Annotated in this window: 30 protein-coding genes; 17 read left to right on the top strand and 13 right to left on the bottom strand. The window is 68.1% G+C overall.

All coding sequences use genetic code 11. From position 1 onward, the window contains the following. Position 1 precedes the first annotated feature (1 nt). Positions 2-2038, bottom strand: a complete 2037-nt coding sequence (locus tag AC1RM6_RS25750) for a M13 family metallopeptidase (RefSeq protein ID WP_493106630.1) — start codon at positions 2036-2038, stop codon at positions 2-4. A gap of 381 nt (positions 2039-2419) precedes the next feature. On the opposite strand from AC1RM6_RS25750, the gene AC1RM6_RS25745 reads away from it, so the two are divergent. From AC1RM6_RS25745 to AC1RM6_RS25720, 6 genes are all read left to right on the top strand, one after another. Continuing rightward, the gene (locus tag AC1RM6_RS25745; RefSeq protein WP_493106628.1) at positions 2420-2563 is read left to right on the top strand and encodes a hypothetical protein; all 144 of its coding nucleotides are present in this window, start codon (positions 2420-2422) and stop codon (positions 2561-2563) included. Between the two features lie 269 nt (positions 2564-2832). After that, a complete protein-coding gene (locus tag AC1RM6_RS25740; RefSeq protein WP_493106626.1) occupies positions 2833-3291 on the top strand; it encodes a DUF4126 domain-containing protein in 459 nt (152 codons plus the stop codon). Further along, positions 3288-4679 carry an FAD-containing oxidoreductase gene (locus AC1RM6_RS25735; protein ID WP_493106624.1) on the top strand — a complete coding sequence of 464 codons (1392 nt, stop codon included), beginning with the start codon at positions 3288-3290 and terminating at the stop codon, positions 4677-4679. Before AC1RM6_RS25740 ends, AC1RM6_RS25735 begins: the two co-directional genes overlap by 4 nt. A 47-nt stretch (positions 4680-4726) precedes the next feature. After that, complete coding sequence (locus tag AC1RM6_RS25730) at positions 4727-5047, top strand: hypothetical protein (RefSeq protein WP_493106622.1); 321 nt, start codon at positions 4727-4729, stop codon at positions 5045-5047. Positions 5048-5070: 23 nt separating this feature from the next. Further along, positions 5071-5796: a pentapeptide repeat-containing protein gene (locus tag AC1RM6_RS25725; RefSeq protein WP_493106620.1), complete on the top strand. Its 726-nt coding sequence runs from the start codon at positions 5071-5073 to the stop codon at positions 5794-5796. Beyond that, positions 5793-6542: an SDR family oxidoreductase gene (locus AC1RM6_RS25720; RefSeq protein ID WP_493106618.1), complete on the top strand. Its 750-nt coding sequence runs from the start codon at positions 5793-5795 to the stop codon at positions 6540-6542. The genes AC1RM6_RS25725 and AC1RM6_RS25720 overlap by 4 nt, the downstream gene beginning before the upstream one ends. A gap of 9 nt (positions 6543-6551) precedes the next feature. Here AC1RM6_RS25720 and AC1RM6_RS25715 read toward each other — a convergent pair whose 3' ends face one another. Together AC1RM6_RS25715 and AC1RM6_RS25710 are read right to left on the bottom strand one after the other, a co-directional pair. Next, a complete protein-coding gene (locus tag AC1RM6_RS25715; protein ID WP_493106616.1) occupies positions 6552-6971 on the bottom strand; it encodes a PIN domain-containing protein in 420 nt (139 codons plus the stop codon). Then, on the bottom strand, positions 6972-7205 hold the full coding sequence (locus AC1RM6_RS25710; RefSeq protein ID WP_493106614.1) for an AbrB/MazE/SpoVT family DNA-binding domain-containing protein: 234 nt from the start codon (positions 7203-7205) through the stop codon (positions 6972-6974). It abuts the gene before it with no gap. A gap of 121 nt (positions 7206-7326) precedes the next feature. Here AC1RM6_RS25710 and AC1RM6_RS25705 point away from each other — a divergent pair, with 121 nt between their 5' ends. The 3 genes from AC1RM6_RS25705 to AC1RM6_RS25695 all read left to right on the top strand — a co-directional run bounded on the left by AC1RM6_RS25705 (position 7327) and on the right by AC1RM6_RS25695 (position 9775). After that, complete coding sequence (locus AC1RM6_RS25705; RefSeq protein WP_493106612.1) at positions 7327-8175, top strand: NAD(P)-dependent oxidoreductase; 849 nt, start codon at positions 7327-7329, stop codon at positions 8173-8175. 25 nt (positions 8176-8200) lie between these two features. Beyond that, positions 8201-8746 carry a phosphatase PAP2 family protein gene (locus AC1RM6_RS25700; protein ID WP_493106610.1) on the top strand — a complete coding sequence of 182 codons (546 nt, stop codon included), beginning with the start codon at positions 8201-8203 and terminating at the stop codon, positions 8744-8746. A 105-nt stretch (positions 8747-8851) separates the two neighbouring features. Beyond that, complete coding sequence (locus AC1RM6_RS25695) at positions 8852-9775, top strand: hypothetical protein (protein ID WP_493106608.1); 924 nt, start codon at positions 8852-8854, stop codon at positions 9773-9775. 39 nt (positions 9776-9814) lie between these two features. Here AC1RM6_RS25695 and AC1RM6_RS25690 read toward each other — a convergent pair whose 3' ends face one another. Next, positions 9815-10450, bottom strand: a complete 636-nt coding sequence (locus AC1RM6_RS25690) for a hypothetical protein (protein WP_493106606.1) — start codon at positions 10448-10450, stop codon at positions 9815-9817. A 173-nt stretch (positions 10451-10623) separates the two neighbouring features. Here AC1RM6_RS25690 and AC1RM6_RS25685 point away from each other — a divergent pair, with 173 nt between their 5' ends. Further along, on the top strand, positions 10624-11037 hold the full coding sequence (locus AC1RM6_RS25685; protein ID WP_493106604.1) for an Hsp20/alpha crystallin family protein: 414 nt from the start codon (positions 10624-10626) through the stop codon (positions 11035-11037). Further along, the gene (gene lon, locus AC1RM6_RS25680; protein WP_493106602.1) at positions 11037-13448 is read left to right on the top strand and encodes an endopeptidase La; all 2412 of its coding nucleotides are present in this window, start codon (positions 11037-11039) and stop codon (positions 13446-13448) included. Before AC1RM6_RS25685 ends, lon begins: the two co-directional genes overlap by 1 nt. A gap of 246 nt (positions 13449-13694) precedes the next feature. Here the strand turns inward: lon and AC1RM6_RS25675 are convergent, their stop codons facing one another. The 3 genes from AC1RM6_RS25675 to AC1RM6_RS25665 form a co-directional block, all read right to left on the bottom strand. Then, positions 13695-14093 (bottom strand): RcnB family protein, encoded by a 399-nt coding sequence (locus AC1RM6_RS25675; RefSeq protein ID WP_493106600.1) that lies wholly within the window; start codon positions 14091-14093, stop codon positions 13695-13697. A gap of 116 nt (positions 14094-14209) precedes the next feature. After that, positions 14210-15199 (bottom strand): aldo/keto reductase, encoded by a 990-nt coding sequence (locus tag AC1RM6_RS25670; protein ID WP_493106598.1) that lies wholly within the window; start codon positions 15197-15199, stop codon positions 14210-14212. Positions 15200-15344: 145 nt separating this feature from the next. Then, positions 15345-16469, bottom strand: a complete 1125-nt coding sequence (locus tag AC1RM6_RS25665) for an NADH-dependent flavin oxidoreductase (protein ID WP_493106596.1) — start codon at positions 16467-16469, stop codon at positions 15345-15347. 121 nt (positions 16470-16590) lie between these two features. Between AC1RM6_RS25665 and AC1RM6_RS25660 the strand changes: the two genes are divergently transcribed. Continuing rightward, positions 16591-17484 (top strand): LysR family transcriptional regulator, encoded by an 894-nt coding sequence (locus AC1RM6_RS25660; protein WP_493106594.1) that lies wholly within the window; start codon positions 16591-16593, stop codon positions 17482-17484. Between the two features lie 58 nt (positions 17485-17542). On the opposite strand, the gene AC1RM6_RS25655 is transcribed toward AC1RM6_RS25660, so the two are convergent. The 4 genes from AC1RM6_RS25655 to AC1RM6_RS25640 all read right to left on the bottom strand — a co-directional run bounded on the left by AC1RM6_RS25655 (position 17543) and on the right by AC1RM6_RS25640 (position 20199). Beyond that, positions 17543-17956, bottom strand: coding sequence for an RcnB family protein (locus AC1RM6_RS25655; RefSeq protein ID WP_493106592.1), 414 nt, complete (start codon positions 17954-17956; stop codon positions 17543-17545). Between the two features lie 223 nt (positions 17957-18179). Continuing rightward, positions 18180-18440, bottom strand: a complete 261-nt coding sequence (locus AC1RM6_RS25650) for a DUF6894 family protein (RefSeq protein ID WP_493106590.1) — start codon at positions 18438-18440, stop codon at positions 18180-18182. Between the two features lie 63 nt (positions 18441-18503). Further along, positions 18504-18896, bottom strand: a complete 393-nt coding sequence (locus AC1RM6_RS25645; RefSeq protein ID WP_493106588.1) for a ribonuclease HI family protein — start codon at positions 18894-18896, stop codon at positions 18504-18506. A 1-nt stretch (position 18897) separates the two neighbouring features. After that, positions 18898-20199 (bottom strand): Hsp70 family protein, encoded by a 1302-nt coding sequence (locus tag AC1RM6_RS25640; RefSeq protein WP_493106586.1) that lies wholly within the window; start codon positions 20197-20199, stop codon positions 18898-18900. 329 nt (positions 20200-20528) lie between these two features. Here AC1RM6_RS25640 and AC1RM6_RS25635 point away from each other — a divergent pair, with 329 nt between their 5' ends. Beyond that, positions 20529-20786 (top strand): hypothetical protein, encoded by a 258-nt coding sequence (locus AC1RM6_RS25635; protein WP_493106584.1) that lies wholly within the window; start codon positions 20529-20531, stop codon positions 20784-20786. Positions 20787-20820: 34 nt separating this feature from the next. On the opposite strand, the gene AC1RM6_RS25630 is transcribed toward AC1RM6_RS25635, so the two are convergent. Together AC1RM6_RS25630 and AC1RM6_RS25625 are read right to left on the bottom strand one after the other, a co-directional pair. Next, positions 20821-21216: a DUF1801 domain-containing protein gene (locus AC1RM6_RS25630; protein WP_493106583.1), complete on the bottom strand. Its 396-nt coding sequence runs from the start codon at positions 21214-21216 to the stop codon at positions 20821-20823. Continuing rightward, entirely contained in the window at positions 21213-22010 is a 798-nt protein-coding gene (locus tag AC1RM6_RS25625) for a DUF7847 domain-containing protein (RefSeq protein ID WP_493106581.1), read from the bottom strand. The genes AC1RM6_RS25630 and AC1RM6_RS25625 overlap by 4 nt, the downstream gene beginning before the upstream one ends. 88 nt (positions 22011-22098) lie before the next feature. Here AC1RM6_RS25625 and AC1RM6_RS25620 point away from each other — a divergent pair, with 88 nt between their 5' ends. The 4 genes from AC1RM6_RS25620 to AC1RM6_RS25605 are packed head-to-tail and all read left to right on the top strand — an operon-like array spanning position 22099 to position 26442. Continuing rightward, a complete protein-coding gene (locus AC1RM6_RS25620) occupies positions 22099-22920 on the top strand; it encodes a DUF4129 domain-containing protein (RefSeq protein WP_493106579.1) in 822 nt (273 codons plus the stop codon). Further along, positions 22917-24176: a hypothetical protein gene (locus AC1RM6_RS25615; RefSeq protein WP_493106577.1), complete on the top strand. Its 1260-nt coding sequence runs from the start codon at positions 22917-22919 to the stop codon at positions 24174-24176. The genes AC1RM6_RS25620 and AC1RM6_RS25615 overlap by 4 nt, the downstream gene beginning before the upstream one ends. Then, positions 24173-25129 (top strand): AAA family ATPase, encoded by a 957-nt coding sequence (locus tag AC1RM6_RS25610; protein WP_493106575.1) that lies wholly within the window; start codon positions 24173-24175, stop codon positions 25127-25129. The genes AC1RM6_RS25615 and AC1RM6_RS25610 overlap by 4 nt, the downstream gene beginning before the upstream one ends. After that, entirely contained in the window at positions 25126-26442 is a 1317-nt protein-coding gene (locus AC1RM6_RS25605) for a DUF58 domain-containing protein (RefSeq protein ID WP_493106573.1), read from the top strand. Before AC1RM6_RS25610 ends, AC1RM6_RS25605 begins: the two co-directional genes overlap by 4 nt. Positions 26443-26755: the final 313 nt, after the last annotated feature.

The following is a 26755-nucleotide window of genomic DNA, read 5'->3' as shown; positions in this document are numbered from 1 at the left end:
ATCACCACACCTGCACGCGCGCGCCCGGCGCCAGATAGAGTTTCTCGCCCGGCTTGACCCCGAACGCCGGATACCAGGCGTCGAGATTGCGGACGGTTTCGACCCGCCACATCGCCGGGGCATGGACGTCGGTCGCGATCCGCGCGCGCAGCGCCTTCTCGCGCATCTTGCTCCGCCAGCTCTGCGCGAAGGCGAGGAAGAAGCGCTGGTCGCCGGTCAGCCCGTCGATCACCGGCGCGGGCTTGCCGCCGAGCGAGGCGTGATAGGCCTCATAGGCCGCGGTCAGCCCGGCGGTGTCGGCGATATTTTCGCCGAGCTCCTGCTGGCCGTTGAGGTGGAGCCCCGGCAGCGCCTCATAGCCGTCATATTGCGCGGCGAGCGCCTTGCCGGCGGCGTCGAAGCGCTTGAGGTCGGCCTCGGTCCACCAGTTGTGGAGCCGGCCCTCGGCGTCGAAATCGGCGCCGAGATTGTCGAAGCTGTGGCTGATCTCATGCCCGATCACCGCGCCGATCGCGCCATAATTGGCGGCATCGTCGAAGCGCGCGTCGAAATAGGGGGTCTCGAGGATCGCCGCGGGGAAATTGAGCGCGTTCTGCAACGGCAGGTTGAGCGCGTTGACCGTCTGCGGGGTCATCCACCATTCACTCCGGTCGACCGGCTTGCCGATCTTGGCGATCTGGTGGCGATATTCGGCGAGCGCGGCGCGGTCGCGGTTGCCGATCGGATCGTCGGCACGGATATCGAGCCCGGCATAATCGCGCCAGACATCGGGATAGCCGATGCCGATGTCGAGGGTCGCGATCTTGCGCCGCGCCTCGGCCTTGGTCGCCGGCGCCATCCAGTCGAGCGCGGCGACGCGGGTGTCGAAGGCGGCGAGGATGTTCTTCGTCATCGCCTCGATCCGCGCCTTCGACGAGGCCGGGAAATAAGCGGCGACATAGAGCTTGCCGACATCGTCGCCGAGATCGGCGTTGACCGCCTCGATCGCCCGCTTGGCGCGGGTGCGCTGGGCGGGGGTGCCGTTCAGCGTCTTGCCGTAGAAATCGAAATGCGCGGCATCGATCGCCGCCGGCAGCGCGAAGCTGGCGGTGTTGATCCGGTGGAAGACCAGCCAGGCCTGCCAGGTCGCGAGCGGCTCGCTCGCCACCAGCGCCGACAGCTTCGTCACCGCACCCGGATGCCAGACGATGAAGTCCTTCTGCGCGGGCAGGCCGGCGGCCTGCCAATAGGCACTCCAGTCGATCCCCGGCGCCTTCGCCGCGAAGTCGTCGCGCACCCAGGGATTGTTCGCCTTGTGCGCATCCTGGCTGGTGACGATGTCGACATGCGCGGTCGCGATCCTGGTCTCGAGATCGAAGATCGCCGCGGCCTTGGCGGGAGCGTCGGCGATGCCGGCGAGCGTCAGCAGCTTGGCGACATAGGCCTTGTAGGCGGTGCGCAGCTCGACCATGTCGGGCTTGTCGGACAGATAATAGTCGCGGTCGGGCAGGCCGAGCCCGCCCTGCAGCAGATAGGGGACCGTCCGCGTCGGATCGTTGAGATCCTGGGTCACGAACAGCCCGAACAGATTCTCGGTCTGGAAATTGGTCGCGTTGATCGGATCGGTGTCCGACCGCATGTTCGCGCCCAGCATCGCCGACAGCGCCTGCTTGTCCCTGAGCGCCGCGATCGCGGCGAAATCGGGCTTGAGCGGCGCGAGGCCGGCCTTCTCGATCGCCGCCTCGTTCATGAAGGCGGCATGATAATCGGCGATCCGCTGGGCCGGCGTGCCCTTGGCGCCCTTCGCCGCCGCCGCGTTCTGGATCAGGTCGGCATTGCGCTTCTCGGCGACCAGGAACACGTCATAGCCGACTCCGGTCGACGAGCGGTCGGCGGGGATCTCGGCCTTCGCGCGCCAGGCGCCATTGGCATAGGCATCGAACCCGTCGCCGGGCCGCAACGCGGTATCGATCGCGCTCTTGTCGACGCCGGGCAGCGGCGGTGCGGCGATCGCACTGGTGGACAGCAGCAAGGCGAGGAGGAGGGGCGATCGGATCATGGGGCATGGACCTTCGGCGGACGCGAAAACACCGCCCTTTAGACCCGCTTGGGCGGCGAGTCCAAAGCGCGCTGTTCTGCCGTCGCGTCGATCAGGCTGCCTTGGCGTCTTTCGCCGGAGCCGCCTTCGTCGCTTCGGCCGCCTTGGCGACCTGGCGCGTGATCGCGCGATTGTGGCGCTTGTTGCCGGTGCGCAGATTGGGCATGGATGGTCCTGTCATGTCAATTCGGTCGCGGCGCTGGCCAAATCGGCAGGAAGAAACGCATCGATCGCGCCGGGCATGGTCATGTTTGCCGCGCGCTGGCAAGCCCGATCGCGGTTTCCCCCGCGCCACCGATGCCGGCAAGCATCCGGATTTCGCCGGCAGTTGAAGGAATGACGATGACCGATCTGCCGCCCGAACCGGCGAAACCGCGCACCGAGGCGCTGGCCGTCTGGCTCAAGCTGGTCGCCCTGCTCGCCGCCATCGCGGCGGTCGGTTTCCTGACCTTCGAGCTGACGCGGATGTTCGTTCACCGGGGGTGATGAGGGGATGGCTTGGACACGCTCCTCCTTCGTCATGCTGAACTTGTTTCAGCATCCACCGTGCGACGGGGGAGCGTTCCCGAGTATGAGAGTGGATGCTGAAACAAGTTCAGCATGACGGTTGAGAGGTATGGCGGGGCTAACTGCGTCAATCATATCTCGGTATGGTTCGCCCGCACTCAACATATCATTGCGCGGCCGTTCCGCTTGCGCGACACCCTGCACGAATGCCGATCGGCCCGATCGCTTCGCCAACAGGGAGTTCGACCATGCTCATCACCCTTTGCCTGCTGATCGGCGTCGTCGCCGGCCTCCGTGCGATGACCGCCCCGGCCGCGGTCGCCTGGGCCGCCGCCGCGGGGTCGCCCGATCTGTCGGGCTCGTGGCTTGCTTTTCTCGGCTTCCGCTTCACCCCCTGGATCGTCACCGTCGCGGCGATCGGCGAGCTGATCACCGACCAGCTTCCCTCGACCCCCAGCCGCAAAGTGCCGGTCCAGTTCGGCACCCGCATCCTGATGGGCGCGGTCTGCGGCGCGGCGCTCGCCATCCCCGATGACATGCTGATCGTCGGCGCGCTCGCCGGTGCGATCGGCGCGGTGCTCGGCACCCTCGGCGGGGCGGCGGCGCGCGCGAAGCTCGCGGCGGCGTTCGGCAGCGACCGGCCGGCGGCGCTGATCGAGGATCTGGTCGCGATCGTCGGCGCGGCGGCGATCGTCTGCGCCTTATGAGCTGCCCCGAAACTTTCGATGCGATCATCGTCGGCGCGGGGCAGGCGGGGCCTGCGCTCGCCGGCCGGCTGACCGCGGCCGGGCAGAAGGTCGCGTTGATCGAACGCCATCTGGTCGGCGGCACCTGCGTCAACACCGGCTGCATGCCGACCAAGGCGCTCGTCGCCAGCGCCTACGCCGCGCATCTCGCGCGCCGCGCCGCCGATTATGGCGTGGTCGTCGAGGGCCAGGTCGGCATCGACATGAGGGCGGTCGCCGCCCGCGCGCACCGGGTCACCCTCAACGCCCGTCACGGCAACGAGACATGGCTCGAAGGGATGAAGGGGCTGAGCTTCATCCGCGGCCATGCCCGGTTCGAGGGGCCCGATCGGCTGCGCGTCGGCGACCGGCTGCTCACCGCGCCGCGGATCTTCCTCAATGTCGGCGGCCGCGCCGCGGTGCCCGACCTGCCCGGGGTCGACACGGTCGACTATCTGACCAACAGCGCGATCGTCGCGCTCGACACGCTGCCCGATCATCTGGTCGTCGTCGGCGGTTCCTATATCGGCCTCGAATTCGCCCAGATGTACCGCCGCTTCGGGGTGACGGTGACCGTGGTCGAAAAGGGCCCGCACCTGATCGGGCGCGAGGATGTCGCGATCTCCGAGGCGGTGCGCGACATCTTGACCGCCGAGGGGATCGCGATCCGCACCGACGCCTGCTGCATCACCCTCGCGCCGCATGCCGACGGGGTCGCGGTCGGGGTCGACTGCGCGAGCGGCGAGCCCGAGGTGATCGGCAGCCATGTCCTGCTCGCGGTCGGGCGCCGGCCGAACACCGACGATCTCGGTCTCCACCTGGCCGGGGTCGAGACCGATGCGCGCGGCTATATCAAGGTCGGCGACGATCTGCAGTCCAATGTGCCGGGCATCTATGCGCTCGGCGATTGCAACGGCCGCGGCGCTTTCACCCATAGCGCGTGGAACGATTATGAGATCGTCGCCGCCAACCTGCTCGATGGCGAGGCGCGCAAGGTCTCCGACCGGCTGCAGGGTTATGCGCTCTATATCGATCCGCCACTCGGCCGGGTCGGCATGACCGAGGCACAGGCACGCGCGACCGGCCGGCCGCTGCTGGTGTCGACCCGGCCGATGGCCAGGGTCGGCCGCGCGGTCGAAAAGGGCGAGACCCAGGGCTTCATGACCGTCGTCGCCGATGCGGAGACCCGGCAGATATTGGGCGCGGCGATCCTCGGCACCAGTGGCGACGAGGCGATCCACGGCATCCTCGACATGATGACCGCGAAACAGCCGGTCGACACGCTGATCCGCTCGGTGCCGATCCACCCGACCGTGTCGGAGCTGCTGCCGACCCTGCTCGGCGATCTCGTGCCGGCGAAACAGGGATAGACCGGCGATATGCGTTCCAGGCTCTCCTTCACCGGTGATCGGCGTTGATGACGATCCTTCGACGGCTGGGCCTGGCGGGGCTCATCCTGGGGCCGATGCTGCTCGTCGCGGCGATGGCCTATGTCGCGATGCTGTCGGTCCATCCGGCGCGCCCGACCGTGGCGACGGTCACCAACATCGCCGACCAGACCGCGGACGCGCAAGCCGCGGTGCTGGTCTCGTTCCGCACCGGCGATGGCACGAACGGCGAGGCACTGATTCCCGCGATCGAACTCGCCTGCCGCGTCGGCGACGTCGTCAGGGTCGAGCGGGTGGGGGTGTCGCTCGAACTCGCCGGCAAGGCGTGTCGAAAGACGCCGCCTCGCTGACAAATTGCTGTATCAGCCCTGTGATGACCTATGACCTGTTCGCCGAGCGCCAGCCCCCCGCCGATATGCCCTCCACCGATATCCTGTCCGACCGCGCGCTGACCCGCGCCGAGATCGAGCCGCTCGCGGCGAAGGGCGTGCCGGTCCAGCTTGCCGGCTGCGATCTCGAGGAAGCGAATCTCGCCGGGCTCGACCTGCGCCGCTGGACCTTCGATCGCTGCAATATCCGCAAGGCCGACTTCCAGGGCGCGCTGCTCGAAGCCTCCGAATGGCGATCATGCCGGGGGCTGTTCGCCAGCTTCGTCGGCGCCGATCTCGGCGAGGCGCGCTTCGCCTCGTGCGATTTCAACAATGCGGTGTTCCGGCGCGCGAGTCTCGCGGCGGCGGCTTTCCAGGGCTGCAAGCTGACCGGCGCCGACCTGTCCGAGGCGAAGATGTACGAGTTGACGATCGAGGAGACGCTGCTGATCAACGCCAAGCTGCCCAGCCACAGTTTCCGCAAGCAGACGCTGCGCCGGGTCGATTTCGGCCAGGCCGATCTGCGCAAATGCGATTTCCGCGCGGTCGTGTTCGAGGATTGCAGCCTGCGCGACGCGCATATGGCCGGGTGCCACTTCGAGGGCGCCGACCTGCGTGGCGCCGATATCGGCGGCTTGCGGCTGATGGACGCCGGGCTGTTCCGTGGCGCCACCATCTCGCGCGAGCAGGCCGGGCAGCTGCTCGGCGAACTCGGGCTCAACGTGCGATGACCGCGGTCGCGCCACTTGGCGGCAAGGCCGCGCTTGTCCTCGGCGGCACCCGCGGGATCGGCGCCGCGATCAGCCGGCGGCTCGCCGCCGACGGCGCGATGGTGGCGATGGTCCATCGCAGCCGCGCGGACGAGGCCGCCGCGCTCGCCGACGAACTGGGGGCAAGCGGCGCGCAGGCGCTGGCGATCGCCGCCGACATCGCCGATCCGGCGGCGTTGCTCGGGGCGATCGATCTCGCCTTCGCCGAATTCGGCCGGCTCGATATCCTCGTCAACAATGCCGGCCTGTCGCTCAATGGGCCGCTTGAAGATTATCCCGCCGATGCCTTCGACCGGGTGTTCGCGGTCAATGTCCGCGCGCCCTTCCTCGCCACGCAGAAGGCCGCGGCGCTGATGGAGGCCGGCGGACGGATCGTCACGATCGGCAGCATCGTCGCCGATCGCATGCCGGGCGCGGGCGGCACCCTCTATGCCGCGAGCAAGTCGGCGCTCGGCGGGCTGACCCGCGGCCTCGCCCGCGATCTCGGCGCGCGCGAGATCACCGCCAACCTGATCCAGCCCGGCCCGATCGACACCGAGCGCAACCCTGCCGACGGTCCCGACGCCGCCGCCAACCGCACCCCGCTCGCGATCCGTCGCCATGGCCGGGCCGACGAAGTGGCGGCGCTGGTCGCTTATCTGGTGTCCGACGCCGCCGGGTTCGTCACCGGGGCGACCTATAATATCGATGGCGGGTGGAGCGCCTGATATCGGCGCTCATCCGACCTCGGGCGTCGGGTTCCGAAAAGGGTTGACGATCCGCAGCCGGCCTTCGATCGCGAGGCCGTCCTGCATATCTTCCGAATAGAGGATTTCGCAGCGGGCTCCGATCGCCGAGGCAACGATCAGCGCGTCATAGAAGGAGAAGCCATAGCGTCGTGCCAGAAGCAGCGCGCGTTTGTGGGTTGCGAGCTCGATCGCATGGATCGTCCGCGCGAGCGAACCGATGGCATCCAGGGCAGCGTCGATCTGGTCCCAGTCGAACCCGAGTTTGCGACGCGCGACATTGGCGAACTCGTTCAGAACCTGGATGCTGAGGTCGCACCCGCGAGCAAGCAGCGTTTCGGCAACAGCATAACGTGGGTCTTCGCTGAACGCGTACAGGACGATATTGGTGTCGAGAAAGACCTTCGCCATTCAATCGCGGGCGTTGGCTTCGTCGCGGTCGAAGCGCCATCCCGAAGGCAGTGGGCGGCGCAGCGCGCGGATGCTCGCAAGCGCGGCGAGCCGGGTCTGATCGCGATCGATGTCGAATGTCCGATCGCCCGCGATCCGCACTTCGATGTCGTCGCCTTCCTTGAGCGACAGCGCCTCGACAACCGCCGCTGGCAGGCGGATCGCAAGACTATTGCCCCAGCGCGTGACCTGCATATTTCTCTCCGTAGATATACAATAGAAATGTATATGTATCACCTGGCCACGTCAATCGGCAGTGGCGCGCCATCTCCTCGATCGGTCTATAGCGCGCGGCAGCGTTAGAAGGAGACTCGGCATGGATATCGGCTTCATCGGTCTGGGCAGCATGGGCGCGCCGATCGCGCGCAACATCGCGGCGGCGGGACATGGCGTCCATGCGTGGAACCGTTCGCCGGTCGAACCGCCCGCGGGCGTGCGGCTGGTCGACAGTGTCGAGGCCGCGCTCGACGCCGATATCGTCTTCACCATGCTCTCCGACGATCCGGCGATCCGCGCGGTGATCCTCGCGGACGACCGGCTGCGGGCCGCGCGGCCGGGCATGGTTCATGTCGTGACCGCGACGATCTCGGTCGATTTCGCCGCCGAACTGGCCGCGGTGCACGCGGCGGCGGGGATCGGCTATGTCTCGGCGCCGGTGTTCGGTCGCCCCGACGTCGCCGCAGCGGCCCAGCTCAACATCGTCGCCGCCGGCGATCCGGCGGCGATCGCGGCCGTCCAGCCGGTCTTCGACGTGATCGGCCGCCGCACCTTCGTGATGGGCGACGACCCGAAGGCCGCCAATGCCGCCAAGATCGCCGGCAACATGATGATCGCGATGGCGATCGAGGCGATGGCCGAGGCGATCGCACTCGCCGAAAGCCAGGGTGTCGGTCGCGGCGCCTTCGTCGACCTGATGACCCAGACCCTGTTCGGCGGCCGCGTCTACGAGAATTACGGCGCCAAGATCGTCGCCGGCGATTTCGAGGCGGGGTTCCGGATGGCGCTGGGCCTCAAGGATCTGCGCCTCGCCGACGCGGTCGGACAGGCTTCGGGCAAGTCGCTGCCGATGCTCGCCGCGGTCAAGGGGCGGATGGGGGAGGCGGTCGACGCCGGCCTGGCCGATCGCGACTGGTCGGCGGTCGCCGACTATACCTTGCGCACATAGCATATAAGCTGCACCTTACGGAATTATGACACGCTTCACCCGATATGGCCTGACCTTCGCCGCGGCCTTGGCTTTCGCGACACCGGTGGAGGCCCGCGACGAAAAGGCGTGGGACCATGCCGGCAGCTACACCCGCGACGCGCTGATCGTCGCCGCGCTTGGCCTGCCGGCGCTGCGCGGGGATTGGGACGGCAGCTTGCAGGCGGGCGAGAGCGTCGGCGCCGCCTTCCTGATCAAGACCGGGCTCAAGGAAGCTTTTCCCGAGATGCGGCCCGACGGCAGCGGCAACAAGAGCTTCCCCTCGGGCCATTCGGCGATGGCGTTCGCCGCCGCCGCCAGCATCCACAATCGCGAAGGCTGGAAGGCGGGCTTCGTTGCCCAGCTCGCCGCGGCGTTCGTCGGGGTGTCGCGGGTGCAGGCGCGCAAACATCATTGGTACGACGTCGTCGTCGGCGCGGCGATCGGCGAGGGCAGCGGCTTCCTGCTGACCTCGAAGCGCGACGGCAATGTCCGGGTGCTGCCCTGGGGCGATACCGGCGGCGCCGGCCTGGCGGTCGCGGCGCGGTTCTGATCGCCAGGCGCCGGGGCGCGGCTTGATCGCGATGTCCTGCCGTGACAAGCTGTCGTATCGCAGCCGGGCCGTCGAGCGGCACGCGACGGGCTATGGAGACTGGCGATGAAGCATTTCGCGGCCTTGCTGGCGTCGACCCTGCTGGCGGTCGGCCAGCCGGTCCTGGCCCAGTCGACCCAGGTGCAGCGGACGCAGGTGGACGATCCCGGGGAGACCGCAGCCGACATCGTCGTGCGGGGCGTCACCCAGGACGAAAAGCAGCGCAACAGCAACGCGGTCGGCCGGATCGGCAAGCCGGTGCCGCAGGGCGGCTTCGACGCCCAATATGCGCGGTGGGACGCGGCCGTCTGCCTGGCGGTCGCCGGGCTGCCGGTCGAGGGCGGCGAGTTCGTCGCCGATCATATCGGCCAGGTCGCGCGCGACATCGGCATCGGATCGCAGCCGCCGGGCTGCCATCCCAACATCTATATCATCGTCACGTCCGACCCGCGCGGCTTCGTCGCCAAGGCGCGTTCGGGCGCGCGCGGGCTGCTGGTCGGGATGGAGCATCAGGCGGTCGAATCGCTGCTGCGCAGTACCGCGCCGGTGCGGTGGGCGGCGCTGACCTCGATCAAGGGGGCGCATGGCGACGTGATGCTGCCCGCCGACGGCGCGACCGGCGGGCGCTCCGGCGGCGAGCTTCATGTCTGGACCGCGTCGCGGCTTCACGCCAACACCAGCGCCTTCCTGCGGCGCATCGTCGTGCTGGTCGATGCCGGCCAGGTCGCGGGCATCGGCTATGGCACGCTGTCGGCCTATCTGGCGATGGTGTCGCTGGCGCAGTTGCGCCCCAATCCCGACGCGCCGATGGTCAACACCATCCTGTCCGCCTTCCGCGACCGCGCCGGGGCGCCGCAGGACCTGACCGATTTCGACCGGGCCTATCTGAAGGCGCTCTATGCGGTGCCCGCCGACATGTTCGGGCAGCAACAGCGGCAGACGATGGCCGGCAGCGTCAACCGTTCGCTGGCGGGCGGCACCCCGCACTGATCCGCGATATACGCGATCGCCGATGAAGCGACCGGCCGGTCAGCGTTCGGGGAACATCAAGATCTGTTCGCCGATATGGCCCAGCCGGATCGACAGCCCATGGTCGACCCAGATGCTGAGCCCGCCCGCGCGAAGCCGGTCGCAGAACAGCGCATCCTCGCCGACGAACGACCCGTCGGCCAGCGACCGGGTCTCGAACAGCGGGTAGAGCGGATCGCCAAGCGCCGCGACCACCGCCTTCATCTCCATCAGCAGGAAGCCGAAGCCGATCCGGTCGGCCTCTTCGAGCAGGTCGTTGGCGGCCTTGGCGGGGGTGGTCGCGACGAACTGCCAGTTGCCCTGGCCGTCGGTGCGCACCGCCGACGGATAGACCTCCGCATGTCGCCGCCGATAGTTGGCGCCGACCACCGGCAGGCGGCGGTCGAGCAGTCTGAGCAGCGATTGCGGTGGGAAGACATGGTCGGAATCGAGCCATAAAATATAGTCGGCGCCCCAGTCGCGCGACCATTCGAACAGCCGGGTGCGCGACTGGACGAGGATCGAGCTGCGCGCGATCAGCGTCTCCAGCTCGATCCCGCTGCCCTGGGTCAGGGTCGCCGCGATCAGCCGCGCGAGCGAGAAGGTGAAATCCGCCTTGGGGTCGCCATGGCAGGGGATGCAGAGCGCGATCTTCATCGCGTCTGGATGACGCCTGGCCGGCCGCTTGTCGAGCCGCCCCGGCCCGTCGCCGACGGGCCGCGACCATCGCACCCTTGAAAATCCCCGTTCCGATTTCCTTATGGGAAGCATCGCCACGCGCTCATGTCCGCATCGGATAGCGAGCGCGGCCGGCGCCGGAGAAGAGAACCATGAGTTTCCCCCGTTCGCGCGATTTCATGTGGTCCGATGCGGTCGAACTGATCGATCGGATGGAGCGGCTGCACCGCCGCGATTTCGCCCCCAACCGCCCGTCGGGCCGCGGCCCGATCTGGGAACCGCCGGTCGACATGCTCGAAACCGATCAGGGCGTGCTGGTGCTGATCTCGCTGCCCGGGGTCGATCCCGACCATGTCGACGCGGTCATCGAGGACGGCGTGCTGCTGGTCAGCGGCCACCGCATCCTGCCGCCCGAGCTGCGCACCGCGAAGATCCACCGGCTCGAACTGCCCCAGGGCCGGTTCGAACGGCGGCTGCCGCTGCCCGCCGGCCGCTATGACGCGGTCCGCCGGTCGGTGGTCCATGGCTGCCTGTTGATAACATTGCACAAGGCGGGAGGCCGGTAATGAACGACCAGATACTGACGGACGCACCCGTGAAGCCGTTCGCGTCCAACACCGCCGCACCCGCCCCGACCGCCGGTAATGCCGCTGCGCCCGAGCGCGAGCTGCCCGCCGACGCGATCATCATCGTGCCGGTGCGCGATTTCGTGATGTTTCCCGAGATGGTGCTGCCGCTGTCGATCGATCGGCCGGAATCGATCGAGGCCGCGCAGGCGGCGGTGCGCACCGGCAAGCCGGTCGGCGTGCTGATGCAGCGCGACGGTACGCTCGACCATCCCGGCGCGCTCGACATGCACCGGATCGGCACCGTCGCCAATCTGCTGCGCTACGTCACCGGCGCCGAGGACAAGCATCACCTGATCCTGCAGGGCGAGGCGCGCTTCCGCGTCGTCGAGTTCCTCAGCGGCTGGCCGCACATGGTCGCCCGGATCGAACGGCTCGAAGAGCCCGAGACCAAGGGCAACGAGGCCGAGGCGCGGCTGCTCCATCTGCGCGGCCAGGCGCTCGAGACGGTCGAGCTGCTGCCCCAGGCCCCGCAGGGGCTCGCCGATGCGATCCGCGGGATCACGTCGGCAGCGGCGCTGGCCGACATGGTCGCGGCCTATCTCGACATCAGCCCGGTCCAGAAGCAGGAACTGCTCGAGACGCTGGCGCTCGAACCGCGGCTCGACCGTGTGTCGCGGCTGCTCGCCGAACGGCTGCAGGTGCTGCGCCTGACCGCCGAAATCGGTCGCGACGTCCAGGCCAGTCTGGGCAACCGCCAGCGCGAGGTGCTGCTGCGCGAGCAGATGGCGGCGATCCAGAAGCAACTCGGCGAGGACGAAGGCAAGACCGCCGAGATCGCCGACCTGACCGCGGCGATCGCCAAGGCCGGCATGCCCGAGGAGGTCGAGGCGCAGGCCCGCAAGGAACTGCGCCGGCTCGAACGCATGCCCGAGGGCGCGGCCGAACATGGCACGATCCGCAATTGGCTCGACTGGATGATCGAACTGCCCTGGGCCTTGCCCGAGACCAGGCCGATCGACATCGCCGAGGCGCGCAAGCAGCTCGACAGCGACCATTATGGCCTCGACAAGATCAAGCGGCGGATCGTCGAATATCTGGCGGTGCGCAAGCTCGCGCCCGACAGCAAGGCGCCGATCCTGTGCTTCGCGGGCCCGCCCGGGGTCGGCAAGACCTCGCTCGGCCAGTCGATCGCCAAGGCGATGGGGCGCAAGTTCGTCCGCGTCAGCCTGGGCGGCGTCCATGACGAGGCCGAGATCCGCGGCCACCGGCGCACCTATATCGGCGCGCTGCCCGGCAACATCCTCCAGGGGATCCGCAAGGCCGGCACCCGCGACTGCGTGATGATGCTCGACGAGATCGACAAGCTCGGCCAGAGCGCCCAGGGCGATCCGGCCTCGGCGATGCTCGAAGTGCTCGACCCCGAGCAGAACGGGACATTCCGCGACAATTATCTCGGCGTGCCGTTCGATCTCAGCCGGGTGGTGTTCATCGCCACCGCCAACATGCTCGATTCGATCCCGGGGCCGCTGCGCGACCGCATGGAGATCATCTCGCTCGCGGGCTACACCCAGGAGGAGAAGCTCCACATCGCGCACAATTATCTGGTGCCGCGCCAGCTCGGGGCGAACGGCGTCGCGAAAGGGCAGGTCGAGATCGACGATGCCGCACTGGCGGCGATCATCGCCGGCTATACCCGCGAAGCGGGGGTGCGCAATCTCGAGCGTGAGATCGGCCAGACGCTGCGCCACGCCGCGGTGCGGATCGCCGACGGCAGCGCCGATCATGTGACGATCGGCGCCGGCGACATCGTCGAGAGCCTCGGTCAGCCGCGCTTCGAGAATGAGGTCGCGCAGCGTACCAGCGTGCCCGGCGTCTCGACCGGGCTCGCCTGGACCCCGGTCGGCGGCGACATATTGTTCATCGAGGCGACGAAGATGGCGGGCAGCGGCCGGCTGATCCTCACCGGCCAGCTCGGCGACGTGATGAAGGAAAGCGCGCAGGCCGCGCTGACCCTCGTCAAGTCGCGCGCCGAGGCGCTTGGCATCGATGCCGGGCTGCTCGACAAGAGCGATATCCATGTCCACGTCCCCGCCGGCGCGACCCCGAAGGACGGGCCGAGCGCGGGCGTGGCGATGTTCATGGCGCTGACTTCGCTGCTGACCGGGCGCACCGTGCGCAGCGACACCGCGATGACCGGCGAGATCTCGCTGCGCGGGCTGGTATTGCCGGTCGGCGGCATCAAGGAAAAGGTCGTCGCCGCCGCCGGTGCTGGCATCACCCGGGTCATGCTGCCGGCGCGCAACCGCCGCGACTATGACGACATCCCGGAGAACGCTCGCGGCAAGCTCGAGTTCGTCTGGCTCGAAAAGGTCGAGGACGCATTGGAGCATGGCCTCGATCCGGCGTAGAGGCCTGACCTCTCCACCGTCGTCCTAGCGCAGGCTGGGACCCTGGTTGGTGCGTCGCGAGTTGTCGTGGAGCTTCCATCGAAACCGTTGAGAAGCGGTGCTTCTCCACCGTCGCCGTCACCATTTGTGGCGATAGCCATGGACCCCAGCCTGCGCTGGGGTGACGGGGAAGGGGGAAAGCGCACAAACAGCAAAAGGCCCCGGAACTTGCGCTCCGGGGCCTCCCGCTGACGGCTTGACCGCCTGTCAGTTGATTGCGCCCGCCAGTACCGCGGCGACGAGGCCGGTGGTGAGGCCGATCATCACCGCGTCGTTGCCCGACCGGACCCAGCGATAGCCGCGGGGGGCGTCGTGGAGTCGATAGGCGCGGGCATCGATCACCCGGTAATTCTGGGCATAGCGGCTGTCGAAGCGCTGACCCTGGTTCCAGCGGCGATACTCGATCCGCTGCGGTCCGCGGTCGTTGCGCCCATCGTTACGATTGTCGTAGCGCCGATCGTCGTACCGGTTGCCGCGATCGTCATGACGGCCATTGTCGTAGCGCTGCTCTTGGCGACCGCGGTCGTCATGGCCCTGGTACGGGGCTGCGAGGACCGGCGTCGCCAGGGTGGTGGCAGAGAGCGCGGCGAGGATGAACTTGTTCATGGGTCTTCTCCAGTTGGGCGCCATCAGCGGCGTTGATCTGAAGATGGGCCTCGCCTGTCGCGACAGTTTGTCCGATCCCCGGTGAAATTGTCGCAGAATGTATCGCGCGACCCCGATCAGGCGCTGCGATCGACGATCCGCATCTGCGCCGCGTTCATCCGGCCACCGCTGACGACCACGCCGGTCAAGGCCCGATCGATTTCACCCAGGTCGTCGGCGGTCAGCACGATGTCGAGCGCACCGAGATTTTCGTGCAGATGTTGCTCGCTGCGGGTTCCCGGGATCGGCACGATCCACGGCTTTCGCGCCATCAGCCACGCGAGCGCGATCTGCGCCGGCGTCGCCTGCCTGTCTGCCGCGAAGCGCGCGACAAGATCGACGATCGGCTGATTGGCGGCCATCGCCTGGGGGGTGAAGCGGTCGAATCCAGATCGCAGATCGGTCTTCGGATCGAGCCTGGTCCGTGCGTTCATCGTACCGGTGAGGAAACCCATGCCGACCGGCCCCCATGGCACGAAGCCGATTCCCAGCTCCTCGCAGATGTCGAGCACGCCGTTGCGTTCGGGATCGCGCTCCATCAGCGAATATTCGGTCTGGACCGCGGTCACCGGCTGCACCGCATGCGCGCGGCGGATCGTCGCCGCGCTGGCTTCGGACAGGCCAAAATGCAGCAGCTTGCCCTCGCGGATCAGCTCGCCGATCGTGCCCGCGACCTCCTCGATCGGCACCGCGGGATCGACGCGGTGCTGATAATAGAGATCGATGCGATCGGTCCGCAGCCGCTGCAGCGATTGTTCGACGACCTTGCGGATCCGCTCGGGCCGGCTGTTGAGCCCGCCCGCCTCGTCCTCGAGTTCGAAGCCGAACTTGGTCGCGATGACGACCTCGTCGCGGATCGGCGCCAGCGCTTCGCCGACCAGCGCCTCGTTGGTGTAGGGACCATAGACCTCGGCGGTGTCGAAGAAGGTCACCCCGCGCTCATGCGCTGCGCGCAGGGTGGCGATGCCTTGGCGGCGATCGGCGGGCGGGCCGTAATTGGCGCTGATGCTCATGCACCCCGCACCGAGTTGCGAGACGGCGAGCGTCCCGAGCTTGCGTGTCATCATCTGCTGATCTCCTCGAAGACGGGGCGTGGCCGCGGCAGGCGACCATGACGCGAAGGGCAGGGTGGCGGCCGCGAGGGCCGCTCCGGCGGTGAAATGGCGACGGCCGATATCGGGGCGGTCGTTGATGTTCGCTTCGGTCATGCGATCAGGCCGCCGATCGGACATCGAACCATCCGGGTGTCGCCGCGATGACCGTCCAAAGTTTCGGGGGAATGCCGAGCGTCGCGATGTCGGCGGGATCGAGCATCTGCGTGATGGCATCGCTGCGCCCCTGCCGGACGAGGTCGACCCAGTCGGGGTTCATCACCAGCGCTTGGCCGATCGCCACCAGCGATAGCCCCCGATCGAGCGCGCGAACCGCCTGATCGGGCGACCTGATCTGCCCGGCGGCGATGATCGGTACGCGTCCCGCGACATGGTCGACGAGAATGTCGACGATGGCGCGGCCGTCGACCGCGTCGACGGGTGTCGTTTCGAGTGCGCTCGCCAGCGACGCATGGAGATAGTCGATCCCGCCGGCGATCAGGCGATCGACCAGCGCCAGCGAATCCGTGATGCGCAGGCCATCCGCATCGGGCTCGTCGGGCGACAGCCGGTAGCCGAGCAGGAAGGGGCGATCGGCATGCGCTGCGATCGCCCGGCGCATCTCGGCGACGATAGCGAGCGCGAAGCGCATCCGTCCGGCGAGGCTGCCGCCCCACGCGTCCTCGCGACGATTGAAATGCGGCGAGAGGAAATTCTGGACCAGGAAGCCATGCGCGCCGTGGAGCTCGACCCCGTCGAAGCCGGCGGCGATCGCGCGCCGGGTCGCCTGCCCGAACGCATCGACGATCGCGTGGATTTCAGGCTCGGTCAGCGCGCGCGGCATCAGCGACGGTACGAACGGGCCGGGTTCGCCGGGAACCGCGCTCGCCGCGACGACATCCGACACCAGCTCGGGGCGCGTCTTCACCCCGGCATGGAAGATCTGGAGGATCGCTGGCGCGCCGCCGCTCTTCGCCGCGGTCGCCAGCCGGGCGAGGCTGGGGATGAAGCGATCCTCGTCGGCCGAGAATTCGCCGGTAAAGCCCACGCCATTGGCCTGGACATGGCTGCAGCCGGTGATGACCAACCCGACCCCGCCGGCGCGGCGCCGATAATAGGCGTCCTCGTCGTCCGACACGGTGCCGTCGTCATGCGCCGCCCAACTCGTCATCGGCGCCATCGCGATGCGGTTGTGCAGGGTGATGCCGCCGATCGCGACCGGCTCGAAAAGCCTGCTCGATTCCATGATTTCGGGTTCTCCGTCGCGGCTGCCCGATGCGGCCGCCGATCATGAGGCCGAGATAGACCTTCGCCGTTCCAGCGATTAGATGCAGTGCCGTGCATGAACCTATAAGTGAGGCTTCTTAATGCGGCGCGAGGAGATGGCCGATCTCACCGCCTTCCTGGCGGTGGCGGAGGAGCGCAATTTCACCCGCGCCGCGGTCCGGTTGGGCATGTCGCAATCGGCGTTGAGCCAGATCATGCGCCGGCTCGAGGCGCGCCTCGGCCTGCGCCTGCTGACCCGGACCACCCGCAGCGTCGCGCCGACCGAGGCCGGCGAGCGGCTGCTCGAGACGCTGGCGCCGGCCCTGGCCGATCTCGACGCGAAGCTGGCGACGCTGACCGAACTGCGCGAGACGCCGTCGGGAACGATCCGGATCAATGCGGTCGAGCATGCCGCCGAGGCGATCCTCTATCCGGCGCTGAAGGCGCTGTTGCCCGCATTTCCCGACATCGGCGTCGAGATCGTCGTCGACTATGGGCTCGTCGACATCGTCGCCGACCGTTTCGATGCGGGCGTCCGGCTCGGCGAACATGTCGACAAGGATATGATCGCGGTGCGGATCGCCCCCGACATGCGGCAGGCGGTGGTGGGATCGCCGGCCTATTTCGCGCAGCATCCGCGTCCGGTGGTGCCGCAGGATCTCGTCGGCCATCGCTGCATCAACCTGTGGCTGTCGAACCTGCGCGGTCATTATATCTGGGAGTTCGAGAAGCGCGGCCGGGCGCCGAAAGTCCGGGTCGACGGGCCGCTCGCGTTCAACGACATCGCGATGATGCGCGCCGCGGCGCTCGATGGCCTGGGTCTGGTCAACCTGCCCCAGGACTATGTCGCACCCTGGCTGGCGAGCGGCGAACTGGTCAGGGTGCTCGAGGACTGGTGTCCCTATTATCCCGGATATCATCTCTATTATCCAAGCCGCAGGCAGCCGACGCCGGCATTCTCGCTGATCGTCGAGACACTTCGCTATCGCGGATAGGCGAAAGGCCCCGGAGCTTTCGCTCCGAGGCCCGCCGCTGACAGGATTTGCGCTCCTCTTAGTGGATCGCACCCGCCATCACTGCGGCGACGAGGCCGGTGGTGATGCCGATCAGCACCGCGTCGTTGCCCGACCGGACCCAGCGATAGCCGCGGGGGGCGTCGTGGAGGCGATAGGCGCGGGCGTCGATCACCCGGTAATTCTGGGCATAGCGGCTGTCGAAGCGCTGCCCCTTGCTCCAGCGGCGATACTCGATCCGCTGCGGGCCGCGATCGTTGCGGTCGTAACGACGGTCGTCACGGCGGTCGTTCCGGTTGTCGTAGCGGCCATTGTCACGACGATCATTGTCGTGACGGCCATTGTCGTAGCGCTGCTCCTGGCGGCCGCGGTCGTCCTGGCCCTGCCAGGGGGCGGCGAGGACCGGGGTGGCGAGGGTGGTCGCAGCGAGGGCGGCGAGGATGAACTTCTTCATGGGGCTTCTCCAGTTGGGCGCCATCAGCGGCGTTGATCTGAAGATGGGCCCCGCCTGTCGCGACAGTTTGTCGGCTTTCGCGGATAAGTGTCGCAAATTGTATCGGTCTACTTTCCTGTCCGTTCGTGTCGAGCGAAGTCGAGACACCATGCGCCGCCATCGCGTGGTGTCTCGACTTCGCTCGACACGAACGGAAGAGAGCCTGGCGTTTCGGCTGTCGGTATCAGACGTCGCGCCGGTGCGGGCTGATCCGTGAGAGGTCGACCGCGTCGCTGAACGGCACCACCATCACCAGCCGGCCGACCTCGTCGACGATCTCGAAGCGCCAGCGCAGGTCGAACATGCCGTTGCGCAGATCCTCGCCCAATATCTCGCGCGCGCCGCGGATCGCCTCGTGGCGCACCGCTTCGAGGTCGGGGAGGTCGATGCCCTCGGGATCGAGGATTTCCTCGCCGTCTTTCTGATGGAAATAATAAAGCGCCATGGAGCCAGAACGCCGCGGAATCCGCGACGTTGCGTGCACTGCAACACATTGGCAACAAAGGCTTTAGCGCGGATGGCCCTTGGCCAGCGCGATTCCCGCGAGATTATGAGAGCGCGCGACATGCCGCACCCGCACCCGCCCGATCTTCTCTGCCAGCGCGCGCCATGCCGCGAGATGCGCCTGCAGCGCCTCGCCGCGGCATTTCCAGGCGCCGGTCGCCTGGTTGACCACCAGCGCGGCGTCGCCGACGAACTCGACATCGTCGGCGCCGAGCGCGACCGCGATTTCGGTCGCGGCGATCAGCGCCAGCCATTCGGCGTCGTTGTTGGTGCCGACGCCGATGTCGCGGCGGATCGTCGCGACGCCGCGGATCAGCACCGCGATTTCCATCGGCCCGGGATTGGGCCGGGCGCCGCCGTCGAAGAAGATCCGCAGCCGGTCGGATCCTTGCGCCATGTCAGGCGCTCCAGCCCGCCAGATCGTCCTGCTGGCCGATCAGCGCGAGCCCATGCGCGATCGAGGTCAACTCGCCGCCGGTCGCGATCCTCTCCGCGCCGAAGCGTGTGTCGAAGATCCGCCGGATCGCCGGGATCAGCGAGGAGCCGCCGGTGAGGAACACCCGGTCGATCGCCTGCGGCTCGATTGCGGCCTTGACGAGCGCCTGGTCGATCGCGCCCTCGATCAGCCGCAGGTCGTCGGCGATCCAGCCCTCGAAGTCGGCCCGCGTCACCTCGGCCTCGATCGTCAGCCCGGCACCGTCGAAACGGAAGCCGGCGCTGGTCGCGCTCGACAGTTCGCGCTTCAGGCTGCCGACCGCGTCGTAGAGCGGATAGCCCAGTTCATTCTCGATCACCGCGATCATCCGCCCGATCGCCGCCGGGTCGGTCGCGGTCTTCTGAAGCCGGGCGAGTTCGGCCATCGTCTTGCGGTTGCGCATCAGCGCGAGCCGCGACCAGTCGGCGAAATCGGCGAACCAGCTGCGCGGGATCTCGAGTTCCTTGTCGAACGATTTGTAGCTGCCGCCCTTGCCGAGCATCGGCAGCACCAGCCGGTCCATGATCCGGTAGTCGAAGCGGTCGCCGGCGATGCCGACGCCGGCCGAGGCGAGCGGGACGCAGCGCCGCGCCGCGCCGGGGGCGGCGATCCGCACGATCGAGAAGTCGCTGGTACCGCCGCCGAAATCGCCGACCAGGATCGTCGCCGGTTCGGTCAGCCGCGACGCGAAGCTGAATGCCGCGCCCAGCGGCTCATAGACGTAATGGATCTCCTTGCCGAACTGCGCGAACATCAGGTCGTAGCGTTCGCGCGCCAGCTTCGGGTCGGGGCGGCCGCCGGCATATTCGACCGGGCGCCCGACGACGATCCGCTGCGGGCGATCGTTCAGCGCGCCGCCGGCATGCGCGACCATCCGGTCGAGGAACATCCGGCCGAGATCCTCGAAGCGGAAGCGCTTGTCGAACACCGATGCCTGTTCGAACGCCGGGCTCGCCGCGACCGTCTTGAACGACTGGATGAAGCGGCTGTCCTCGGGATATTCGAGATATTCCTCGATCGCCCAGGGCCCCGCTTCGTGCGCCAGCCCGCCGCGCACATCCTCGTCATGCCAGAAGCACAGCGCCGATCGGAACACCGGCCCGGCCGCCGCCGTGCCCTTCATCTCGACGAGTTCGGACACCCCGTCGGCACCCGCCAGCGCGACCACGCTGTTGGTCGTGCCGAAATCGATGCCGAGCGCGGCACTGTCTGGGGTTCCGGGCATCGTCGTCCGATCGGGGCTGGGGGCAGGGCGCGCGGCTATGGCGGAGAGGGGCGCCCGGGTCAACGCCGGTGCGCGTGCGTCGCGACGATTCATGATTCGTTTCGCCATCGTCGCCAGCCCCGGTCGGGCTGCGTTCGACGATAGCGTCCTGGCGGCAACGATTGCGTTGTCGCGCAATTGTAAATTATCGCAAATTTCCGCCATTTTCCGGGCGGCTTCATCTGAAAACATGGTAAATATTTCGTCATCTTGATAGCCAGATGCTGTCGATCGGCGGCCCGGGGGACCTGGGCGGGGGCAAGGGCCGGTCGCGATGTTCGAGGTGCGATATGCGATCTGGACTTCGCCTGTGCGGCATCGTCGCCGTCATCGCCTTGATGGTCGGGGGGCTGGTCGCCGGTGCGGCGATGACGGCCGGGGTCGATCCGCTCGCCGGCTGGGGTCTCGACTTCGCTTCGTTCCAGGCGGACGCCGCGCCCGAACATGTCAGCTGGTTCCTGCTGCTGCTCGGCTGTGCGACCGTTGCCTTCGCCGCGCGCCGGCGGGGTACCGCGCCGGCCATCCGATTGACCCGCATCATCCGCTGATCGCTGCCAAACCGTCGCCGGGGCGACGATCTTTTCAGACGTTCGCGGTCGCTTCCACCCAACGCGCGAACAGCGCCTGCAGCGCGACCGCCTTCGCCACGACCGCATCGGCATCGCGCACCACCACCACCCCGCGATCGGCCGCGGGCCATGTCGCGAGCCGGTCGGGATCGGCGAAGGCGAAGCCGCCGGCACCCTTCGGCTTCGCCCCGCGGTGGAGCACGACCCGCACCCCGCCCTTGCGTTCGAGGCCCAGCGTCAGCCGGTGCACGTCGCCGTCGCGAAAGCTCGGCGCGTTCCATTTGATCTCTTCGACCAGCCCTGGGTGTGCCGCGATGATCAACGCGCGCAGCGCATCGACCGTCGCCAAAGTCGCCAGATCGAGGCCCTGCCGGAACGCGTCGATTCCGGCAGGGGCCGCGGTCGTCATTCGAAGATGTCGATCAGCGCCTCGGTCGCCGGTCCCTCTTTCACATCGCGCAGTTCGATATAAAGCGCGCTCTGCATCGTCGACATGAACGCCGTGAGCACAGTGCCGAGCGGGATGCCGATGATGATCGTGGCCCATGAGACCGCGCCCTGAAGAGCACCGCTCGCACCTCCGACGAGGCTCAAAAGGGCAAATGTGATGGCCGCACCGATCAGCACGACGACGATCAATACCAGCCCAAGTCCGAGAATTTTCCAGCGATGGCCGCTGGTCAATGCCCGGCTGCGCCCGAACGCACCGAATATGCCCGTCCGTTCGGCGACGAGCGCGGGAGTCGCAACCGACCACATCAACAGCAGGATGACCCCGGGGACGAACAGGAGGATGAACCCGATCCACAGCCCGATCGCCAATATTATGGTCATCACGATCAAGGGCAGCGCGAACCGCAGACCCGTGGCCACGCACTCGCCCAGGCTTGCCTCGCGGCCTTCGGCATGGGCGATTGTGGCCTTGACGAGGCCGGCCTGGACCAGGGCGTTGAGGATCAGGCTGATCAGGAAGCCGCCGAGCGACAGGAACAGAAAGCCATATCCTGCCACTGCGCTTCCGCCGGTCATGACCCCGAGGCGCCAGCTCGCTGTTGCAAAGGTCCAGATCTGCTGCGGGATCACGCCGAACAACAGGGCAATACCGAAGATGGCGATCGGATTGCTGCCCATCACCTCGAATGTCAGGCTGAAAACGCGCCCGATCGACATCGTCCGGGCATCGGAATCGTCATGGTTGGCCAAGGTTCGTTCCCCCGTTGGTGGCGCCGCGTCCGGCGCAATATTCGCAGATTGGCGTCCGTTTCGGATCAAGTCCATCGCAACTTGGCCATTGCCCCGCGGCAAGGCTGCGCTAGACATCGCGTCAGGGAGCGGGCGCGCGACGCAGGCGCTCCCCGGGCATGACGTAACGGGGGTCATCATCGCGGGACTGTCGCCAGAGGCGATCGCCAGATCCGAGGCTGTCCGGCGGGCGGCCGACGCTCGCGAGTTCGCCGAGGCGCACCGCGCGCTGCGCGCCGATCCGTCGATCCAGTTCGACATGCAGGGGGTGAAACCGCCCGATCCGCCGCCGGCCTGGCTCAAGGCGCTCGGTGAATGGCTCGCCGATCTGTTCCGGCCGGTCGGGCGTTTCCTGCGCTGGATCGGCAGCCTGATGCCCGATGCGCCTTATGCGCGGATATTGCTGTGGTCGGTGATCGCGTTGGCCGCGCTCGGCCTGTGTTGGATGGTCTATGAACGGGTGCGTGGCGGGGTCTGGCGCCTGCCCGCCTGGCGGCGCGCGCGCGCCGGCGAGGCCGAAGAGGCGGCGGCCTGGATCCCCGATGCCGCCCCCGCGCGCGCCTGGCTCAAGGAGGCCGACGCGCTTGCGGGCGAAGGGCGGTTCGCCGAGGCGGTCCACCATCTGCTGATCCGCAGCGTCGAGGATATCGGCCGCAAGCGGCCGAACCTGGTCCGGCCCGCGCTGACCGCGCGCGACATCGCCGGCAACGCCGCGATCCCGCATGGTCCGCGCACCCTGTTCGCCGACATCGCCGCGGTGGTCGAGCGGAGCCTGTTCGGCGGTCGTCCGGTCGATGCCGACGACTGGGGTCGTTGTCGCCAGGCCTATCAGGACTTCGCCCAGAACCGGGTATGGGTGGCGCCGCGATGAGCGACGTCGCGATCCCCGGACGGCGTGACGGCGGCGGCGAGGCGTTTCGGGCGCGGACGATGCTGCTGCTGCTGGCGATCGGCATCATCGGCTTTGCCGGCATGCTGGTGCTCGGCGCCTATGCCCCCGATCTGCGTTCGGGCCGCAATGGCGGCGCGCATGCGCTGTCGGACTCGGCGGTCGGCTATAGCGGGATCGTCCGGCTAGCGGCCGAGACTCGGCGCCATCCGCGGATCATCCGTTCGGATCATGACTTCGACTCCGAGGACCTGTTGGTGGTCACGCCGGAATCGGGTTCTGTGCCGCTCGGTGACATATTACAGAGCCGGATCGCCAAGCCTACGCTGATCGTCCTGCCCAAATGGTCCACCGCAGCGGACCCCGATCATAAGGGTTGGGTGCGTCGCGACGGTCCAATTCTGCGAGACGAACCCGAGACGGTGCTGTCGCCGGTGTGGAAATTCAGGATCCGGCTGCGGCGTAGCGGCGGTCGTCCGCTCGTCAACGCGGGCGATCTGCCGCGGGAGATCGCCTTTATCGCGCCGCGGCCGGTCCAGGTGATAGCCGGGTATACCGTGCGCAAGCCGCGGCCGGGTGATCGCCAGAGCAATAATGGCGTCGTCCCGCTGCTCACTGATGGGCAAGGCGGGATCGTCCTCGCGCAACTGCGTGGGGGGCCGCTCTATGTGTTGAGCGATCCCGATCTGCTTGCTAACCAGGGGATGAAGGATGCGCACCAGGCCGCCTCCGCGTTGGCGATGCTTGATTGGCTCAATTCGGGCGGTGCGGAAACGATCGGCTTCGACGTCACGACCAACGGCCTCAGCCATTCGCCGAGCCCGCTCAAGCTCGCCTTCGATCCGCCCTTCCTGGCGATGACGCTGTCGATCGTCGCGGTGCTGATCCTGGTCGGCATCCATGCCTTCGGCCGGTTCGGCGCGCCGGCGCGGCGGACGCGCGCGCTGGCGTTCGGCAAGCGCGCGCTGGTCGACAACAGCGCGGCGATGATCCGCCGCGCGGGCTACGAGGCCCGGCTCGGCGACCGCTATGCCGCGGTGATCCGCGAGCGTGCGGCGGCGACCTTCGGCGTGCCGTCGCGGCTGCGCGATGCCGCGCTCGACGCCTATCTCGACGGGCTGGGCGGCGATGCCCGCTTCAGCGATCTCGCCCGCGCGGCCGATGCCGCGAGCGACCGGCCCTCGCTGGTCGCCGCCGCGCAGGCGCTTCATATCTGGTACAGGGAGAAACTGGCGTGACGATAGAAGAGGTGCGGGCACTGGCCGCGGCGATCCGGCACGAGATCGGCAAGGCGGTGGTCGGCCAGGACCGCACCGTCGATCTGATGCTGGTCGCGCTGTTCGCGGGCGGGCATATCCTGCTCGAAGGACCGCCGGGCACCGCCAAGACCCTGCTCGCGCACAGCTTCGCGCAGGCGGTCGGGCTGAACTTCGGGCGGATCCAGTTCACCCCGGATCTGATGCCGGGCGACATCATCGGCGCCAATCTGTTCAACTTCCAGACCTCGACCTTCACCCTGACCCGCGGGCCGATCTTCACCGACCTGCTGCTCGCCGACGAGATCAACCGCACCCCGCCCAAGACCCAGGCGGCGCTGCTCGAGGCGATGCAGGAGCGCACCGTGACGATCGACGGCGAGAGCCTGCCGCTCGGCGAGCATTTCATGGTGGTCGCGACCCAGAATCCGATCGAGCAGCAGGGCGTCTATCCGCTGCCCGAGGCGCAGCTCGACCGCTTCCTGTTCAAGCAGTCGGTCGACTATCCGTCGGCCGTCGAGGAGCGGCGGATCATCGCCACCCATGGCGCGCGCCAGTCGGCGATGCAGCCCGCCGACTGGGGCGTGGCGACCGTCGCCAGTGCGCCGCTGATCGCCGATGCGATCGCCACCGTATCGCGGGTGCGGCTGGTCGACGAGGTGATCGACTATATCGTCGCGCTGATCCGCGGCACCCGCGAGGTCGCCGATCTCGAAAGCGGCGCCTCGCCGCGCGCCGGCGCGATGCTGGCGGGGGCGGCGCGCGCGCATGCCGCGATCGAGGGGCGCGATTTCGTGATCCCCGACGACGTCAAGTCGCTCGCCCCCTCGCTGCTGCGCCACCGGCTGATTCTGTCGCCGGCGGCCGAGATCGACGGCCGGCTGATCGAGGATGTGGTGATGGCGATCGTCGACACGATCGAGGCGCCGCGTTGATCTATCCCACCCGCGGCGCGATCGTCGCGGCGGGGGCGGGCGCCCCCGTCGCGCTGCTGATCGCGGTGCTGCTCCCCGATCGCTGGTATGCCGGGCTCGCCTGGCCGGCGGCGGTGCTGATCCTGTGCCTGGTCGATGCGCTGACCGGGTCGCGGGTGGGCAAAGCCGGCATCCGTATCGACCTGCCGCGCACCGCCAGCGTCGGCGGCGACATCGACGCGCGGGTGACGGTGGCGATCGCCGGATCGCCGCCGCCTGCCACCTGCGAGATCGCGCTCGCCGCGGGGCCGCTGGTCGAGGTCGCCGATGATGGGCGCGCGGCGCTTTCGCTCGAGGCCGGGCAGGGCAGCGTGACGGTGCCGCTGTTCGCGGTCCGGCGCGGCACGATGCGGGTCGACCGGCTGTGGCTGCGCTGGCGGGGGACGCTCGGCATGGTGTGGAAGCAGCGCGAGATCGCCTGCGACGCGCGGACCGCGATCCTGCCCGATATCCGCCCGGTCCACGAACGCGGCGTCCAGATCTTCGAACGCCAGGCGCTGCAGGGGCTGATCGCCCAGCTCGACCGCGGCGACGGCGCCGATTTCGACGCGCTGGTCGAGTTTCGATCGGGGATGGACCGGCGCGCGATCGACTGGAAACAGTCGGCACGCCACCTGAAGCTGCGCGCCAAGGAATTCCGGTCCGAACGCAACAGCCAGTTGATCTTCGCGGTCGACAGCGGCCGGCTGATGAGCGAACCGGTCGCCGGGCTGCCGCGGATCGATCGCGCGGTGTCGGCGATGCTGCTGTCGGCATGGATCGCGCTCAAGCTCGGCGACCGGGTCGGCATCCACGCCTTCGATTCGCAGCCACGGCTGTCGAGCGGGCTGGTGTCGGGCTCGGCGGCCTTCGCCGAACTGCAGCGGCTCGCCGCGACGATCGACTATAGCGGCGAGGAGACCAACCACAGCTTCGCGCTGACCCGGCTCGCGACCCTGCTCCACCGCCGGTCGATGATCGTGCTGCTCACCGAGATCACCGATCCGACCTCGGCCGATTTCATGATCCGCGCGGTTCAGCGGCTGGTCGAAAAGCATCTGCTGCTGGTCGTGGTGCTGCGCGACGAGGAACTCGAGGCGATCGTCGAGCAGGCGCCGGACACCGCCGACGACGTCACCCGCGCGGTCACCGCCCAGGCATTGCTGCGCGAGCGGGCGATCGTGCTCGGCCGGCTGCGCCATCTCGGCGTCCATGTCATCGAAAGCCCGCACGACCAGGTCGCCGACCGGCTCGCCGCGGCCTATGTCGATCTCAAGAGGCGCGACCTGCTATGACCATCGTCTCGCTCGACAGATCCTCCCCAGCTTTGCTGGCTATCGCATGCACACATCGGGTGCCGGAAGCGCCGCGGAGAAGATCCTCCCTACGCGAAGCGTGGGGAGGGGGGCGTAGTGCGTCACCATGCCGGGGGCATGGTGAAAGCGCGAAGCCGGCTGCACAGCAGCCGTGGCCGCAGGATGGTGGAGGGGTCTTCCGCGCTGTCGATGTTGCGCAGACCCCTCCACCGCTACGCCCGCGGCTGCTCCGCAGCCGGCTTCGCGCTTTGCCATGCCCCCGGCATGGCGCGCACTGCGCCCCTCCCCAAAG

It is taken from the genome of Rhizorhabdus sp. GW822-FHT03C02 (assembly GCF_058801765.1).
Note: the sequence above shows the minus strand (reverse complement) of the source record. Positions and strands in the feature narration are given on the sequence as shown.

Bases quoted from the DNA above. Each gene is read 5' to 3' on its own strand.
- AC1RM6_RS25750 (WP_493106630.1), bottom strand. From the start codon at position 2,038: ATGATCCGATCGCCCCTCCTCCTCGCCTTGCTGCTGTCCACCAGTGCG.
- AC1RM6_RS25745 (WP_493106628.1), top strand. From the start codon at position 2,420: ATGACCGATCTGCCGCCCGAACCGGCGAAACCGCGCACCGAGGCGCTG.
- AC1RM6_RS25740 (WP_493106626.1), top strand. From the start codon at position 2,833: ATGCTCATCACCCTTTGCCTGCTGATCGGCGTCGTCGCCGGCCTCCGT.
- AC1RM6_RS25735 (WP_493106624.1), top strand. From the start codon at position 3,288: ATGAGCTGCCCCGAAACTTTCGATGCGATCATCGTCGGCGCGGGGCAG.
- AC1RM6_RS25730 (WP_493106622.1), top strand. From the start codon at position 4,727: ATGACGATCCTTCGACGGCTGGGCCTGGCGGGGCTCATCCTGGGGCCG.
- AC1RM6_RS25725 (WP_493106620.1), top strand. From the start codon at position 5,071: ATGACCTATGACCTGTTCGCCGAGCGCCAGCCCCCCGCCGATATGCCC.
- AC1RM6_RS25720 (WP_493106618.1), top strand. From the start codon at position 5,793: ATGACCGCGGTCGCGCCACTTGGCGGCAAGGCCGCGCTTGTCCTCGGC.
- AC1RM6_RS25715 (WP_493106616.1), bottom strand. From the start codon at position 6,971: ATGGCGAAGGTCTTTCTCGACACCAATATCGTCCTGTACGCGTTCAGC.
- AC1RM6_RS25710 (WP_493106614.1), bottom strand. From the start codon at position 7,205: ATGCAGGTCACGCGCTGGGGCAATAGTCTTGCGATCCGCCTGCCAGCG.
- AC1RM6_RS25705 (WP_493106612.1), top strand. From the start codon at position 7,327: ATGGATATCGGCTTCATCGGTCTGGGCAGCATGGGCGCGCCGATCGCG.
- AC1RM6_RS25700 (WP_493106610.1), top strand. From the start codon at position 8,201: ATGACACGCTTCACCCGATATGGCCTGACCTTCGCCGCGGCCTTGGCT.
- AC1RM6_RS25695 (WP_493106608.1), top strand. From the start codon at position 8,852: ATGAAGCATTTCGCGGCCTTGCTGGCGTCGACCCTGCTGGCGGTCGGC.
- AC1RM6_RS25690 (WP_493106606.1), bottom strand. From the start codon at position 10,450: ATGAAGATCGCGCTCTGCATCCCCTGCCATGGCGACCCCAAGGCGGAT.
- AC1RM6_RS25685 (WP_493106604.1), top strand. From the start codon at position 10,624: ATGAGTTTCCCCCGTTCGCGCGATTTCATGTGGTCCGATGCGGTCGAA.
- lon (WP_493106602.1), top strand. From the start codon at position 11,037: ATGAACGACCAGATACTGACGGACGCACCCGTGAAGCCGTTCGCGTCC.
- AC1RM6_RS25675 (WP_493106600.1), bottom strand. From the start codon at position 14,093: ATGAACAAGTTCATCCTCGCCGCGCTCTCTGCCACCACCCTGGCGACG.
- AC1RM6_RS25670 (WP_493106598.1), bottom strand. From the start codon at position 15,199: ATGATGACACGCAAGCTCGGGACGCTCGCCGTCTCGCAACTCGGTGCG.
- AC1RM6_RS25665 (WP_493106596.1), bottom strand. From the start codon at position 16,469: ATGGAATCGAGCAGGCTTTTCGAGCCGGTCGCGATCGGCGGCATCACC.
- AC1RM6_RS25660 (WP_493106594.1), top strand. From the start codon at position 16,591: ATGCGGCGCGAGGAGATGGCCGATCTCACCGCCTTCCTGGCGGTGGCG.
- AC1RM6_RS25655 (WP_493106592.1), bottom strand. From the start codon at position 17,956: ATGAAGAAGTTCATCCTCGCCGCCCTCGCTGCGACCACCCTCGCCACC.
- AC1RM6_RS25650 (WP_493106590.1), bottom strand. From the start codon at position 18,440: ATGGCGCTTTATTATTTCCATCAGAAAGACGGCGAGGAAATCCTCGAT.
- AC1RM6_RS25645 (WP_493106588.1), bottom strand. From the start codon at position 18,896: ATGGCGCAAGGATCCGACCGGCTGCGGATCTTCTTCGACGGCGGCGCC.
- AC1RM6_RS25640 (WP_493106586.1), bottom strand. From the start codon at position 20,199: ATGCCCGGAACCCCAGACAGTGCCGCGCTCGGCATCGATTTCGGCACG.
- AC1RM6_RS25635 (WP_493106584.1), top strand. From the start codon at position 20,529: ATGCGATCTGGACTTCGCCTGTGCGGCATCGTCGCCGTCATCGCCTTG.
- AC1RM6_RS25630 (WP_493106583.1), bottom strand. From the start codon at position 21,216: ATGACGACCGCGGCCCCTGCCGGAATCGACGCGTTCCGGCAGGGCCTC.
- AC1RM6_RS25615 (WP_493106577.1), top strand. From the start codon at position 22,917: ATGAGCGACGTCGCGATCCCCGGACGGCGTGACGGCGGCGGCGAGGCG.